This window comes from Enterobacter cloacae complex sp. EB5, assembly GCF_031432835.1.
GTDB classification, from domain to species: Bacteria; Pseudomonadota; Gammaproteobacteria; order Enterobacterales; family Enterobacteriaceae; genus Enterobacter; species Enterobacter hormaechei_C.
The window spans coordinates 4639581-4653394 of the sequence record NZ_CP133860.1 but is presented as its reverse complement, the minus strand read 5'-3'; the positions used below and the strand labels follow the sequence as shown (position 1 = coordinate 4653394).

The following is a 13814-nucleotide window of genomic DNA, read 5'->3' as shown; positions in this document are numbered from 1 at the left end:
TGGTATCGCCAGGAGGGGTGAAAAACTGCATTATGATCACCGTTAATTAAGACTGTATTTATATACAGTATTGTATGTTGATAGCAAAGATCAAGGGGGAACGAGGAGTGACGTCGTACGGGTGCAGGAGGGAGAGGGTTATGTTCAGAATGGCGGCGAGGCAAATCTGGCGGAAAGGGTATTTAAAGAAATGTTTAAGAAATATAAGTGCCCATACGGCAGGTATGGGCAGTGATGCCGTCGATATTACTTCTTCTTGTTCATCATCGCCTTGAGATCGGCAAAGGGGTTAAACGTGGCGACACCCACGTCTTTTTGCGCATCCTCACCCGCGACAACGGTGGTGCCGTACTGATCCGCTTCGGTGTACTTTGAGTGTTCGTGATCGTGACAAAACAGGCACAACAGCTCCCAGTTACTGCCATCTTCCGGGTTATTGGTGTGATCGTGGTCGATATGGTGAACCGTGAGTTCACGAAGATTTGAATAAACAAACTCACGCGAGCAGCGTCCACAAACCCAGGGGTAGATTTTTAGCGCTTTTTCACGGTAGCCGCTTTCCAGCCGTGCGTAGTTTTTGGGGATCAGAGCCATTGCTGATGTTACCTGTTAAAAAGAGAATAGTTCACACTATATCCCATTATGAGATGTCAGGAGAATGCCTCCTCTGCGGGAAGGCAGCGTGCGATTTGCGTGTTTCTGTCAGTTTATTTGAAGCATTCCGTTAAATAATCACCATTTATTCTCATTCGTTAATGCGTAGAGTAGGGATAACGCAATGCTTTATCAGGATACTCCACTATGAAAAAGATCGGATTTTTGTCGTTTGGTCACTGGACGCCGTCACCCCAGTCCGGCACGCGAACCGCGGCTGACACGCTGTTACAGTCCATCGATCTGGCGGTCGCCGCCGAAGAGCTGGGCGCGGACGGGGCTTATTTCCGTGTGCATCACTTTGCCCGCCAGCTCAGTTCGCCATTCCCCTTGCTGGCTGCAATAGGCGCGAAAACCAAACGCATCGAAATCGGGACGGGCGTGATCGACATGCGGTATGAAAATCCGCTGTATATGGCGGAAGATGCTGGCGCGGCAGATCTCATCTCCGGCGGGCGATTACAGCTCGGTATCAGCCGGGGTTCCCCGGAGCAGGTGATTGATGGCTGGCGTTATTTTGGTTACGTGCCGCAGGAAGGGGAAAACGAATCTGATATGGCGCGCCGCCACACAGAGGTACTGCTTGATGTATTACGCGGTGAAGGGTTTGCGAAGCCTAACCCACAGCCGATGTTCCCAAACCCGCCGGGATTGTTGCGTCTGGAGCCGCATTCAGAAGGCTTACGCGATCGTATCTGGTGGGGGGCTGGCTCTAATGCAACGGCAGTATGGGCGGCAACACTGGGGATGAACCTGCAAAGCTCAACGCTGAAAGATGATGAAACCGGCGAGCCGTTCCATATTCAGCAGGCAAAACAGATCCGTGCCTACAGACAGGCCTGGGCTGAGGCAGGGCACACCCGTCAGCCACGCGTTTCGGTCAGCCGCAGTATTTTTGCCCTGATGGACGATCGCGACCGGATGTATTTCGGCTCAAGCCGCAATGAGAGCGACAGCGTGGGCTATCTGGATGAGAAAACGCGGGCCATTTTCGGGCGCAGTTATGCCGCAGAGCCAGACAAACTGATTGAACAGTTGAAAAAGGATGAAGCGATCGCGGAAGCGGATACGCTGTTGCTTACCGTGCCGAATCAGCTGGGCGTGGAATACAACGCACATGTGATCGAGTCCATCCTGAAACATGTCGCACCGGAAATGGGATGGCGCGATCGTAATGCGTAATCTGGCCCTCTGGTATCGCCGGTTTGGTGAGCCTGAATCGGTACTGCAAGCGGAAACCACGCCATTGACGCCGCGACAGCCGGGAGAGATACGTGTGCGCATGCTTTTTTCTCCGGTGAACGCCTCCGATCTCATTCCCATCACCGGGGCATATCGCCATCGCACGCCGCTGCCTGCGATAGCCGGTTATGAAGGGGTCGGAATAGTGACCGAAACGCCCGCCGCTTATCCGGCGCTGCTGGGCAAGCGGGTCCTGCCGTTACGGGGGAAGGGTACCTGGCAGCGCTATGTCGACTGCCCGGCGGCGTATGCGGTTCCCGTCCCGGAGGACGTCGACTCGCTTCTTGCCGCGCGGGCGTATATCAACCCGCTTGCCGCACAGATGATGCTGGACCGCTATCCTCCGGTCGGGAAAACGGTGCTGCTCACCGCTGCCGGTTCTGACTGCGCCGTTCTGCTCGGGCAATGGGCACGCCAGGCGGGTGCAGAGGCGGTTTACGGGATCCATCGCTCGCCCGTGCACGCTCAACGTCTGGCTGAAATGGGGATCGTCCCGATTGCGCAACATGATACGACCGCCGTCAACGCTGCCGCCGCGCAAGCGGAGGTGGTGTACGACGCCACGGGCGGCAGCCTGGCGGAGACGATCCTGAGCGTGATGCCCGAAACCGGCACCTTTGTCTGCTACGGGCTACTCTCCGGGCAGACCTTCCGGCAGCAGCGGCCGTTGCCGCGCGTGGCGTGGTTTCACATTCGTAACTATCTGGACGCGCTGAGCGCTGAGGCGTGGCAGGCGGAGTTTCGGCGCATCTGGCCTAAACTGCGCGCCAGCCAGTGCAGCGATGTCACCCTCTACCCGCTGTCGGAATGGCAGCGGGCAGTAGGCAACTATCGCGAAGCGGGAAGAACGGGCAAGCCCATGCTGTCGATGGACAATTAGTCGGCCTTATGGCTCATGTCGCTCAGCAGTACAGCGATACTTTGTCCACCGGCGGTCTGCTCCAGGCCAATTTTGACAATAATTGTCAGTGGAACGGAGAGCAGCATGCCGACAGGCCCGAGCAGCCAGCCCCAGAAAATCAGGGACAGGAACACAACAAGGGTTGAAAGCCCCAGCCCGCGTCCCATGATCCGTGGTTCGAGAATGTTCCCGAAGACAAGGTTAATCACCAGATAGCCTGCCAGCAGGATCAGGGCATCATACAAACCGCTGAAAACCAGCACCTGAAGGATAGGGGGGATCGCCGCCAGCACGGAGCCGATGTTAGGAATATAGTTGAGCGCAAAGGCCAGCAGCCCCCAGACGAAGGCAAAACGCACATCCAGCGCGGCGAGCATCCCCCAGACCACTAATCCCGTCACCAGGCTGATGGCCGTTTTCAGCACCAGATAGCGTGAAACGCTGTCGAGCGCGCGCTGAATGGCGCCCATTCCCTCTACCGGACGCACCATGATGTGCTGGAGTTTTGCAGGCAGCTGTGGAACTTCCAGCAGCATAAACACAACCGTCAGGAACAGCAGGAAAATGGAGGTCATGGCGTTGGAGAGTTGTGCCAGCAGGCTGGTGACAATCGTCATGGCGGCATTCGGATCGATGTATTTAAGCAGTTCCTCAACCGAGACTTCGATACCCGCGCGTTGCAGCCAGGGTTCAATTTGCAGCAGCGGGGTCGCCAGGGAAGAGCGGTATGTCGGTAGCGTCCGCGCCAGCTCGTTCAGGGAGGTTCCCAGATAGGCGACTAACAGCACCATCGCAACGATAATAATACTGATAAGCAGGCTTATCGCCAGCACACGCGGGATGCGCAGCCGCACCATTCGCTGCACCAGCGGATTGAGGATCACCGCGATAAAAAGCGCCAGGATAAAAGGCACGATGATATCGGCCGCAAAACGAACGCCGGTCAGAATGATCACCAGCATGCCTAGCATGATGACGATCTTAAGCCCGTTGAGGGTGATAATAGGTTTGGCCATGGACGTTCCTGAACAGTTTTTTATTTATAATAGAGGGGAAAGCGGATTAAAAAAACTAACCAAAATCAAACAGACTGGGTAAAGAAATGAAAAGGCTTTGAGTAAATTCCTGGCTTATGATACAAATCAGGCGTGTTCAACTACCGAGGACAATTTTCATCCGCAAAGACGAGAAGCAACACCGCGGATAATTGTAATTTTATGGACAATTTGTTCAGGACGTATTTTTCAAACAACTCTGCTCTGTTTTCAACCTCCCTCTGCCTGCTTTCTGGTGAGCAACACTGGCGTTCCGCGCTATAGTCACGTCTTCTGCCTGAGCTGGCGCTATGCGCTTAGCTAACTGATTTAATTCCCAATTTTTTGGTTTGCTGTCCGCAGCGAGCCTCGATGGATTATATTCTCAAGCAGGAGAAAAACATGTTTTACTGGATTTTATTAGCTCTGGCGATCGTCGCTGAAATTACCGGCACCTTGTCGATGAAATGGGCGAGCGTGAGTGATGGCAGCACCGGTTTTATTTTGATGCTGGTCATGATTACGCTTTCCTATATTTTCCTCTCTTTCGCGGTTAAAAAAATCGCGCTGGGCGTGGCATACGCATTGTGGGAAGGTATTGGTATTTTATTGATTACGCTGTTTAGCGTCATGTTATTTGATGAAACCCTGACGACAATGAAAATTGCCGGGCTGACGACCCTGGTCGCAGGTATCGTGCTGATTAAATCGGGTACACGCAAACCGGCAAAACAGCAGAAGGAGCAGACCCATGCAGCAGTTTGAATGGATCCACGCGGCCTGGCTGGCTTTCGCCATCGTTCTGGAAATTATTGCCAACGTCTTTCTGAAGTTCTCCGACGGTTTTCGTCGCAAAGCCTACGGCCTGTTATCGATTGCCGCGGTTCTGGGGGCGTTTAGCGCCCTGTCGCAGGCGGTGAAAGGCATCGATCTGTCCGTAGCCTATGCGCTGTGGGGTGGCTTCGGTATTGCCGCCACCCTGGCGGCAGGCTGGATTATGTTCGGGCAGCGTTTAAACAATAAAGGCTGGATAGGGCTGGTATTACTGCTCGCCGGTATGATCATGATTAAACTGGCCTGAGTGACCTACTGCTGCGCCAGGGCTTCCAGCCGGTCGCGAAAACCGGTCACCGACAACGCCCGGTTATCGGCGCGCCAGCGGTCTTTCGCCGCTGGCGCAGAACTCTGAACGCCAATCAGCTGCCAGCCGTTATCGGTTTTTAACATCAGGGGCGATCCGCTATCACCCGGTAGCGTATCGCACTGATGCGACAGCACGCTGTTTTGCGCCCAGCCCGTCACCACGCAGTCCGTATGGGTGTAGAGCGAATCGAGGTGATCAACAGGGTAGCCTGACTGCGTCACTTTTCGATCGGCAGCTTTGAGGGCGGCGGTGAGCGCGGCTTTATCGCCATCAAAGAGCGGCAGCGGGGTGATCCCGGACGGCGGATAACGTAAAACGATCAGCCCGAAATCCCAGGAGGCCGCCCCGGGCGGCACAATCCAGCCATCGCCATCCGGTTTCAGGCGTTTGCCAAGCGACGGATCCACCCGCCCCTCAATACCGTGAATTTCGTAGCGCCATATCCCTTTTTGCGACACAAAGCGCAGGGCGATTGCTTTATCCGGTTTGCCTTCAGGCGGCATTAACAGGCAATGACCCGCCGTCAGCGCAAGGCGTGGCGTAATGAGGGTCGCGGTACATAAATTGCCGCTGGCGGTTTCCAGTTGCCCGATGGCATCCCAGGGCGATTCGGTAGGATCGGTGACACGCGTACGATCGTCATGACCAAAAAACAGCGTCTTTACCTCTTTGGCGCTAATGGCGTCATCGTCGCCATCATCCGCATGTGAAAAGCCAGCAAAAAGGCTAAACGTTCCCAGTAACAACACAACAGATTTACGCATATCACACTCTGGTGGGGGTAATTATGATTATTAAAAGTGAACCCTATGAAAATACTATAGACGCGACGGCGAGAAAGTGGGAGTAAAATCAGCGTGCTACATTCAGGAAAGATAAAAGTGGCTGGCGATGAGCGCGCATAAAATTAGCAGGATAAGAATGAACTCAAACCGATAGCGCCGCAGCATACGCCCTCCGGATAAAAAAACGGCGCTGACCGCAAACCCGTTCAGCGCCGGTTTACCAACGTGCCCCGAAGGGCACGGTTAAGCTTGTACTCTTACGCTGCTGGCTGTGCAGCAGGTTTAGCCGCTTCGTGTTTTGCCGCTTTTTTGTGATGCTTTTTAGCCGCCTGGGCTTTCTGCTCTACCGCAGGTTTTGCCGCTTTTTTGTGGTGCTTTTTCGCGGCCTGCGCTTTCTGTTCTGCCGCTGGTTTAGCCGCTTTGTGATGTTTTTTATGGTGAACCGTTTTGGCCGGAGCAGTGGTGGATGCCGCAGGCGCTGCGGTGGCGGTAGTTTCAGCCGCGAATGCAGCGGAAGACAGACCCATAGCAGCGGCAACAACCAGAGCTAATACTTTTTTCATTTTCATACCCTCGAATTTGGTTTCTCATTTAACCCCACTGCGGGGCCGTTGAAATAACTATATCCCTGTAAATTCGGGGTTTCCGTGAGTGATTGGTATCGGCGTGTAACCGTATGTACAACGCCGGGGTGGACCCCCGGCGCGTCCGGTTACAGGTAGCGGGACGTCAGGTGTTCGCGGAAGTAGCGGATATTCAGATCTTCGCCTGTGGCCTGGGTGATGAGCTGCGACGTGCTGAAACGGCTGCCGTGCTGCCAGATATTCTGACGCAGCCAGTCAAACAGCGCCGAGAAATCGCCCCCGGCAATGGATGCCTGCAACCCGGGCAGCGCAGTTTTGGCGGCATGGAACAGCTGTGCCGCATACATTGCCCCCAGCGTGTAAGACGGGAAGTAGCCAAAACCGCCGTCGGTCCAGTGGATATCCTGCATACAGCCGTTGCGGTAGTTATCTTTGGTGGATAACCCAAGCCACGCCTGCATTTTCTCATCCCATAACGCGGGAATATCATCGACTTCAATTTCGCCATTGATCAGCGCGCGCTCGATCTCATAGCGCAGCACCACATGCGCCGGGTAGCTCACTTCATCCGCGTCAACGCGGATGTAGCCCGGCTTCACGCGCTGGTTCCAGGCAATAAAATTCTCTTCACTGAATGCCGCCTGGCTGCCGAAACGGGCATGGACCGCCGGAAGCAGATGCTTCAGGAAAGCGTCGCTGCGGCCCAGCTGCATTTCAAAGAACAAGCTCTGGGATTCATGGATCGCCGTAGAGCGCGCCAGCGCAACGGGCTGACCGGCCCACGCTCGCGGAAGGTTTTGCTCGTAGCGGGCATGTCCGGTTTCGTGGATCACGCCGAAAAGCGCGCTGAGCAGTTCATCTTCATCATAACGCGTGGTGATACGCACATCTTCCGGCACGCCGCCGCAGAACGGGTGGGCGCTAACGTCCAGACGACCGCCGTTAAAATCGAAGCCAAGCATTTTCATCGCTTCCAGGCCCAGCTCGCGCTGCGTGGCGGTCGGGAAGGGACCCTGTGGCGGAACGAACGATCGTTGAGCCTGTTTTTCCACAACCTTTGCCAGCAGCTCCGGCAGCCAGGACTTCAGATCGCCGAACAGCACATCCAGGCGAGCGCTGGTCATGTCGGGTTCAAAGATATCCAGCAGCGCGTCGTAAGGCGTGCAGCCTTTAGCCTCAGCGCGCAGGCGGGCTTCTTCACGACTGAGTTTCACCACCTCTTTCAGGTTGGCTGAAAAGCCCTGCCAGTCGTTGGCCGGACGCTGAGTGCGCCACGCGTGTTCACACCTGTTGCCCGCCAGCGATTTGGCCTCCACCAGCGATTCCGGCAGTAAAGTGGCCTGCTGGTAGTGGCGCGTCATTTCACGCAGGTTGGCCTGCTCAACGTCGTTCAGATCTTCGTCTGCCGCCGCCGCCAGCCATTCACCCACTTTTTTATCGGTCAGGATCTGATGTTGCAGGACGCTCATCTCCGCCAGCGCTTCACCGCGCGCGGCGCTGCCGCCTGGCGGCATCATGGTGAACATATCCCAGCTGGCGATGGCGGAGAGGTGGGAGAAGCGGGAGAGGCGCTGGAAGGTACGGGTGAGTTGTTGATAGTTATTGTTTTTCATGAAGTCCTCGTGTCTGAATCAGCCGATGACAAAAATTAGCATCGGCTCGATTTAAACACGAAGAGGGCTGAATGTTAATGCAGTCGTTTATGCAGGCTCGCGCCCACCAGCAGTGCCGCGCACAACATCAGCGCGATAAATCCGCCCACGCCGTTCCAGCCGTAGTTATGCCAGAACACCCCGCCGAGCGTACCGGCTATGCTGGAGCCAAGATAGTAACTGAACAGATACAGTGAGGAAGCCTGACCTTTAGCGCGGCGCGCGCGCGGGCCAATCCAGCTGCTGGCAACGGAATGCGCGGCAAAGAACCCCGCAGAGAAGAGCAACATTCCGGCAAAAATCAGCCACAGGGAAGAGAAAAGCGTCATCAGCAGTCCGAACAGCATCACGGCGGTGGATACCAGCATCACCGGACCACGGCCGAAGCGCGCGGTCATGGCGCCCGCTTTTGGCGAACTCCATGTCCCGGTGAGATACGCCACCGAGAGCAAACCCACCAATGCCTGGCTAAGATGCCACGGTGAAAGCATCAGACGATAGCCAATGTAGTTGAACAGCGTCACGAACGAGCCCATCAGCAGGAAACCGGTCAGGAACAAACGGGGCAGCCCTTGATCGCGCCAGTGCAGACGAAAGTTGATAAATAACGTTTTCGGACGCAGGGAGGTCGGGCGGAAATGGCGCGATTCCGGCAGGATTTTCCAGAACATCAGCGCCGAAGCGAGGGCGAAGCAGCCGATAACGGCCAGCGCAATGCGCCAGTTAAAGAAATCGGTAAACACACCGCTGAGCAGCCGTCCGCTCATCCCGCCGATAGAGTTCCCGCTAATGTACAGCCCCATGGAGAAGGCCACGAAGCTCGGGTGGATCTCCTCGCTGAGATAGGTCATCCCGACCGCCGCAACGCCGCTCAGGGATAACCCAATTAGCGCGCGCATGACCAGAATGCCGTGCCAGCTGGTCATCATGGTGGACAGCAAGGTACACACGGAGGCCAGCATTAACGCCGTTACCATGACCTGCTTACGTCCGATGGCATCCGAAAGTGGTCCGGTGAACAGCAGACCGATCGCCAGCATCCCGGTTGAAATGGAGAGCGAAATACTGCTGCTGGCTGGCGACACGCCAAATTCATGCGACAGGACCGGCAGGATCGGCTGAACGCAGTAGAGCAGGGCGAAAGTGGCGAGACCCGCTGAGAAGAGCGCCAGCGTGACGCGCATAAACTGGGGGGTACCACGTTTAATAAACTGAACCGGCTGCGGTGCTACGGGTAAATCATCAATGTCGCTGGCCGGCGCGATATCAACGGTCGTTGTACGGCTCACACATATTCCTTGCTTAAACATCCCCGTGGTTTCTGGTGACGGGTATGACCACAAGATCAGGGTAGGAAAATGTAAATATTCTGTCTAATATATTAATAATCTCAAATGATACTTTATAAATATGAATATCGAGCTGCGCCATCTGCGCTATTTTATCGCCGTCGCCGAAGAGCTGCATTTTGGTCGTGCGGCGGCAAGGCTGAATATCTCTCAGCCACCGCTAAGCCAGCAGATCCAGATCCTGGAGCAGCAGGTCGGGGCGCGTCTGCTGGCGCGAACCAACCGCAGCGTGAGCCTGACGGCGGCGGGAAAACAGTTTCTTACCGATAGCCGACAGATCCTGAGCATGGTGGAGGACGCCGCCGCCAGGGCGGAACGGCTTTATCTCGGGGAGACGGGGGAGCTGCGCATCGGGTTTACCTCATCGGCCCCCTTTATCAGCGCTGTTTCGGAAACTTTATCCTCGTTTCGCCGTAACTTTCCGGATGTGCATATTCAGACGCGCGAAATAAATACCCGGGAGCAGATATCGCCGCTTAACGAAGGATCGCTCGACCTGGGGCTGATGCGTAACACGCAGTTGCCTGATACCCTGGCGTGGCAGGTGATCCTCCGCGAACCGCTGATGGCGATGATCCCCCGGGATCATCCGCTCGCCGCGCAGCACAGCGTCTCGCTGGCTGAACTGGCGAAAGAGCCGTTTGTCTTTTTTGACCCACAGGTGGGTACCGGGTTGTATGACGATATTCTTGGTCTGATGCGGCGATATGGCCTTGTCCCGACTATCGCGCAGGAGGTGGGGGAAGCCATGACGATCATTGGTCTCGTTGCCGCAGGGCTTGGCGTGTCGATTCTCCCGGCCTCATTTAAACGGGTACAACTGGCGGAAATGCGCTGGGTGAAGATAGCCGAGCAGGATGCAGTCTCAGAGATGTGGCTGGTATGGTCTAAACATCATGAACAGAGCCATGCGGCACAGCGTTTCAAAGAACAATTAATTTCCGCTTCTCACGGGCGTTATTTATAGGGAAAAGTGGGCGAAAATGTGCAGTAAATCACATGGCTAAGTAAAAATTTGACGTCAGCCATTGAAGTGCTTCACCATAGCCCTCAGTTTATTTCGAAGCTCGAAAATAAGGGAGTACGAGGTGGTTGCTGATAGTCAGCCAGGGCATATCGATCAGATCAAGCAGACCAACGCGGGCGCCGTTTATCGCCTGATTGATCAGCTTGGTCCGGTTTCGCGTATCGATCTTTCGCGCCTGGCACAACTGGCACCCGCCAGTATTACCAAGATTGTCCGCGAAATGCTGGAAGCCCATCTGGTTCAGGAGACAGAAATTCAGGAGCCGGGCAGCCGTGGTCGTCCGGCGGTAGGGCTGGTAGTGGAAACGGAAGCCTGGCACTACCTGTCGCTGCGGATTAGCCGCGGGGAAATCTTCCTCGCGCTGCGCGACCTCAGCAGCAAGCTGGTGGTGGAAGACCGGCTGGAACTCCCGCTGGATGCAGAGCAACCACTTCTCGAAGCCATTCTGACCCACATCGACCAGTTCTTTATTCGTCACCAGCAGCGTCTTGAACGTTTAACGGCGATTGCGATCACCCTGCCGGGAATTATTGATACCGAAAATGGCATTGTGCACCGCATGCCGTTTTATGAAAACGTCAAAGAGATGCCGCTGGGCGACGTGCTGGAAAACCACACCGGTGTGCCGGTCTACATTCAGCATGATATCAGCGCCTGGACGATGGCGGAGGCGTTATTTGGCGCTTCCCGGGGCGCGCGCGACGTGATTCAGGTGGTGATTGATCATAACGTTGGCGCAGGTGTGATCACCGACGGGCGTCTGTTGCATGCTGGCAGCAGTAGCCTGGTGGAGATCGGCCATACGCAGGTCGATCCGTATGGGAAACGCTGCTACTGCGGTAACCATGGTTGTCTGGAGACGATTGCCAGCGTCGAAAGCGTGCTGGAGCTGGCGCAGGTGCGGCTCAGCCAGTCGATGAGCTCCACGCTGCACGGTCACCCGTTGAGCGTTGAGGCACTGTGCGCTGCGGCAAGGCAGGGCGATCTGCTGGCGAAGGATATCATTACCGGCGTGGGCAATAATGTCGGGCGCATTCTGGCCATTATGGTGAACCTGTTTAACCCGCAAAAAATACTGATCGGCTCCCCGCTCAGCCAGGCGGCGGATATCCTCTTTCCGGCGATTTCCGCCTGCATTAATCAGCAGGCGCTTCCCGCGTACAGTAAAAACATCGTGGTCGAAAGTACGCAATTTTCCAACCAGGGCACGATGGCTGGCGCCGCGCTGGTAAAAGATGCGATGTACAACGGCTCGTTACTGATTCGTTTGCTTCAGGGCTAACTCTTTTCCAGAGATGTACGAAAAATTGCGCTATCTCAAGCCGGGTAGCGCACGCTTCCCGTAGACTTTCCCCACTGAATTATTTACCTGGTTTATATTTTTTGAAGCATACCCAAGAGGTGGAATGAGTCATGCTTAAGCGTTTCTTTATTACTGGTACGGATACGTCTGTCGGGAAGACAGTCGTATCCCGCGCGTTACTCCAGGCCCTGGCGGCAAGCGGTAAACGCGTTGCAGGATACAAGCCGGTTGCAAAAGGCAGTAAAGAGACGCCAGAAGGGCTGCGCAATAAGGATGCCCTGGTTCTGCAAAGCGTCTCGTCTCTGGAACTGCCTTATGATGCCGTTAATCCTATCGCCTTAAGCGAAGAGGAAAGCAGCGTCGCTCACAGTGGGCTGATCAACTACAGCCTGCTTTCTGATGGCCTGGCAAATCTGAGTGAAAAGGTTGACCACGTTGTCGTTGAAGGGACCGGCGGCTGGCGCAGCCTGATGAACGATTTACGTCCCCTTTCCGAATGGGTGGTGCAGGAGCAGTTGCCGGTGATTATGGTCGTGGGCATTCAGGAAGGGTGCATCAACCATGCCTTGCTGACGGCGCAGGCTATCGCTAATGACGGCCTGCCGCTGATTGGTTGGGTGGCGAACCGTATTAACCCGGGCCTTGCGCACTACGCTGAAATCATCGACGTGCTGAGCAAAAAGCTGCCTGGCCCGCTGGTAGGCGAACTGCCTTATCTGCCCCGCGCCGAGCAGCGCGAATTAGCGCACTATATCGATCTCTCGGCTTTCGGCGGTATGCTGGCCGTAGATCGAGTCGTGGCGTAGCGTTCTCGATAATACCGACGCCACAACACAGGCAACCAGCAAACCGGGTAGTAAAAAATACTGCCCGGTCATCTCACAGACCATCAAGGCCGACATGATTGGCGCATGCGTTGTGGCGGCGAGCAGCGTCGCCATACCCGCCAGCCCAAGCAGGATCGCCGTCTCAGAGCCAGGAAACCACAGCGCAAAGATCTGCGCAAACAGCATTCCCGTTGCCATACCGACGAACAAGGTTGGCGTGAACACGCCTCCCGGCGCGCCGGACCCGCTGCTTGCCAGCACCGCCAGCAGCTTGCAAATAAAGACGCCGGCAATCACCGACAGCAGCGGCGGCGAATGCAAAAACGCCTGAACCACGCTGTAGCCATTCCCCCATACCTTCGGCGTCAGCAGCGACAGCAGCCCGACGATCAGGCCACCCAGCGCCAGCTGCCACGGCGGTGAGAGTTTGAGACGCAGAAACAGCCTGTGGCTGGCCGCCATCAGCCACATCAGCAGCGGGCCGCAAACGCCAGCCAGCAAACCCACGCCAACGATCAGGAAATAATCCACCGCCGTAAGCATCTCGCTGAGATGGACATCATATAGCGTATTCGCGCCGGGACTTAACAGGCGCGTGGTCAGCAGGGCCACCACAGCGGCAATCACCACCGGGCCGAGGGAGGCCAGCATCAGCGTGCCAAACAGGATCTCTGCGATAAACAGGCTGCCCGCCAGCGGCGCATGATAGGCGCTGGCCATCCCGGCGGCGGCACCGCAGGCGATCCACAGTTTCCATTCGGATTTCGGCGTACAACGTTGTGCAAAAAAGGAGGCGGCGAGGGCGGCGAGCAGGATCATGGCGCCTTCACGGCCGATGGCGCTGCCGCTGGCGACCACCAGCAACGACGCGAGGGATTTCACCAGGCTGGCGCCATAATCAAACTGGCCGTCACCGGTCTCAAGCGCTTCCATATAATCGGTGGGGGCGTGGGGACGTTGTGCCGTCATGCGCTGCCATCCCCACAGTAGCACTCCCGCGGCCAGACCACCCAGCGCAGGCGTCAGCGCCCGCCGCCAGGGCGATAACGCGGCCGCGGCGTTCACCAGACTTCCGCTTTCGTTGCTGAGAAATAGCCACTCCAGCAGATACATGCTGTGGCGGAACACCGCAACGGCCAGCGCCGCCAGCACGCCGGTGACGGTAGCAATCAGGAGACGGCGAAACATCGCGCGGATGTCGGGGTAAGCGTGAAGACGTTGCATGGAGTCGTGATTTAACGGGGACGATACAATATTGTGGCGGGAAATCGGGAGGTTAGCAAAAGGTATGCGTGCGGAAAAGGCCGGGCAG

15 protein-coding genes are annotated in these 13814 nt (G+C 56.2%); 7 read left to right on the top strand and 8 right to left on the bottom strand.

The features are described from left to right. Positions 1-246: 246 nt before the first annotated feature. The gene (gene yajD, locus RHN82_RS22315) at positions 247-594 is read right to left on the bottom strand and encodes an HNH nuclease YajD (RefSeq protein ID WP_006808895.1); all 348 of its coding nucleotides are present in this window, start codon (positions 592-594) and stop codon (positions 247-249) included. Positions 595-801: 207 nt separating this feature from the next. On the opposite strand from yajD, the gene RHN82_RS22310 reads away from it, so the two are divergent. Both RHN82_RS22310 and RHN82_RS22305 read left to right on the top strand, forming a co-directional pair. After that, entirely contained in the window at positions 802-1836 is a 1035-nt protein-coding gene (locus RHN82_RS22310) for an LLM class flavin-dependent oxidoreductase (protein ID WP_017384559.1), read from the top strand. After that, the gene (locus tag RHN82_RS22305) at positions 1829-2776 is read left to right on the top strand and encodes a zinc-dependent alcohol dehydrogenase family protein (RefSeq protein ID WP_047051853.1); all 948 of its coding nucleotides are present in this window, start codon (positions 1829-1831) and stop codon (positions 2774-2776) included. The genes RHN82_RS22310 and RHN82_RS22305 overlap by 8 nt, the downstream gene beginning before the upstream one ends. Here RHN82_RS22305 and RHN82_RS22300 read toward each other — a convergent pair. Then, positions 2773-3813, bottom strand: a complete 1041-nt coding sequence (locus tag RHN82_RS22300) for an AI-2E family transporter (protein ID WP_003857467.1) — start codon at positions 3811-3813, stop codon at positions 2773-2775. The two genes, RHN82_RS22305 and RHN82_RS22300, sit on opposite strands and share 4 nt — an antisense overlap. A 420-nt stretch (positions 3814-4233) precedes the next feature. Here RHN82_RS22300 and mdtJ point away from each other — a divergent pair, with 420 nt between their 5' ends. Then, positions 4234-4596, top strand: coding sequence for a multidrug/spermidine efflux SMR transporter subunit MdtJ (mdtJ, locus tag RHN82_RS22295; RefSeq protein ID WP_015570633.1), 363 nt, complete (start codon positions 4234-4236; stop codon positions 4594-4596). Continuing rightward, positions 4583-4912 (top strand): multidrug/spermidine efflux SMR transporter subunit MdtI, encoded by a 330-nt coding sequence (mdtI, locus tag RHN82_RS22290; RefSeq protein WP_003857463.1) that lies wholly within the window; start codon positions 4583-4585, stop codon positions 4910-4912. The genes mdtJ and mdtI overlap by 14 nt, the downstream gene beginning before the upstream one ends. 5 nt (positions 4913-4917) lie before the next feature. Here mdtI and RHN82_RS22285 read toward each other — a convergent pair whose 3' ends face one another. From RHN82_RS22285 to RHN82_RS22270, 5 genes are all read right to left on the bottom strand, one after another. After that, on the bottom strand, positions 4918-5739 hold the full coding sequence (locus RHN82_RS22285; protein WP_003857461.1) for a serine protease: 822 nt from the start codon (positions 5737-5739) through the stop codon (positions 4918-4920). A gap of 102 nt (positions 5740-5841) precedes the next feature. After that, on the bottom strand, positions 5842-5925 hold the full coding sequence (locus RHN82_RS24600; RefSeq protein ID WP_057979992.1) for a hypothetical protein: 84 nt from the start codon (positions 5923-5925) through the stop codon (positions 5842-5844). A 92-nt stretch (positions 5926-6017) separates the two neighbouring features. Continuing rightward, positions 6018-6323, bottom strand: a complete 306-nt coding sequence (gene asr, locus RHN82_RS22280; protein WP_047051876.1) for an acid resistance repetitive basic protein Asr — start codon at positions 6321-6323, stop codon at positions 6018-6020. A gap of 149 nt (positions 6324-6472) precedes the next feature. Beyond that, entirely contained in the window at positions 6473-7957 is a 1485-nt protein-coding gene (locus RHN82_RS22275; protein ID WP_047051852.1) for a carboxypeptidase M32, read from the bottom strand. Between the two features lie 74 nt (positions 7958-8031). Further along, complete coding sequence (locus RHN82_RS22270) at positions 8032-9285, bottom strand: MFS transporter (protein WP_047051851.1); 1254 nt, start codon at positions 9283-9285, stop codon at positions 8032-8034. A gap of 121 nt (positions 9286-9406) precedes the next feature. Between RHN82_RS22270 and RHN82_RS22265 the strand changes: the two genes are divergently transcribed. From RHN82_RS22265 to bioD, 3 genes are all read left to right on the top strand, one after another. After that, on the top strand, positions 9407-10312 hold the full coding sequence (locus RHN82_RS22265; protein ID WP_047051850.1) for a LysR family transcriptional regulator: 906 nt from the start codon (positions 9407-9409) through the stop codon (positions 10310-10312). A gap of 121 nt (positions 10313-10433) precedes the next feature. Then, positions 10434-11654: a sugar metabolism global transcriptional regulator Mlc gene (gene mlc / locus RHN82_RS22260; RefSeq protein ID WP_047051849.1), complete on the top strand. Its 1221-nt coding sequence runs from the start codon at positions 10434-10436 to the stop codon at positions 11652-11654. Positions 11655-11785: 131 nt separating this feature from the next. After that, a complete protein-coding gene (gene bioD, locus RHN82_RS22255) occupies positions 11786-12481 on the top strand; it encodes a dethiobiotin synthase (protein WP_015570628.1) in 696 nt (231 codons plus the stop codon). Here the strand turns inward: bioD and clcB are convergent. Beyond that, complete coding sequence (gene clcB, locus RHN82_RS22250) at positions 12416-13726, bottom strand: voltage-gated ClC-type chloride channel ClcB (protein ID WP_047051848.1); 1311 nt, start codon at positions 13724-13726, stop codon at positions 12416-12418. The two genes, bioD and clcB, sit on opposite strands and share 66 nt — an antisense overlap. Between the last annotated feature and the right edge of the window lie 88 nt (positions 13727-13814).

Bases quoted from the DNA above. Each gene is read 5' to 3' on its own strand.
- RHN82_RS22300 (WP_003857467.1), bottom strand. From the start codon at position 3,813: ATGGCCAAACCTATTATCACCCTCAACGGGCTTAAGATCGTCATCATG.
- RHN82_RS22305 (WP_047051853.1), top strand. From the start codon at position 1,829: ATGCGTAATCTGGCCCTCTGGTATCGCCGGTTTGGTGAGCCTGAATCG.
- bioD (WP_015570628.1), top strand. From the start codon at position 11,786: ATGCTTAAGCGTTTCTTTATTACTGGTACGGATACGTCTGTCGGGAAG.
- RHN82_RS22265 (WP_047051850.1), top strand. From the start codon at position 9,407: ATGAATATCGAGCTGCGCCATCTGCGCTATTTTATCGCCGTCGCCGAA.
- asr (WP_047051876.1), bottom strand. From the start codon at position 6,323: ATGAAAAAAGTATTAGCTCTGGTTGTTGCCGCTGCTATGGGTCTGTCT.
- yajD (WP_006808895.1), bottom strand. From the start codon at position 594: ATGGCTCTGATCCCCAAAAACTACGCACGGCTGGAAAGCGGCTACCGT.
- RHN82_RS22275 (WP_047051852.1), bottom strand. From the start codon at position 7,957: ATGAAAAACAATAACTATCAACAACTCACCCGTACCTTCCAGCGCCTC.
- RHN82_RS22285 (WP_003857461.1), bottom strand. From the start codon at position 5,739: ATGCGTAAATCTGTTGTGTTGTTACTGGGAACGTTTAGCCTTTTTGCT.
- RHN82_RS24600 (WP_057979992.1), bottom strand. From the start codon at position 5,925: ATGCTGCGGCGCTATCGGTTTGAGTTCATTCTTATCCTGCTAATTTTA.
- RHN82_RS22310 (WP_017384559.1), top strand. From the start codon at position 802: ATGAAAAAGATCGGATTTTTGTCGTTTGGTCACTGGACGCCGTCACCC.
- clcB (WP_047051848.1), bottom strand. From the start codon at position 13,726: ATGCAACGTCTTCACGCTTACCCCGACATCCGCGCGATGTTTCGCCGT.
- mdtJ (WP_015570633.1), top strand. From the start codon at position 4,234: ATGTTTTACTGGATTTTATTAGCTCTGGCGATCGTCGCTGAAATTACC.
- mdtI (WP_003857463.1), top strand. From the start codon at position 4,583: ATGCAGCAGTTTGAATGGATCCACGCGGCCTGGCTGGCTTTCGCCATC.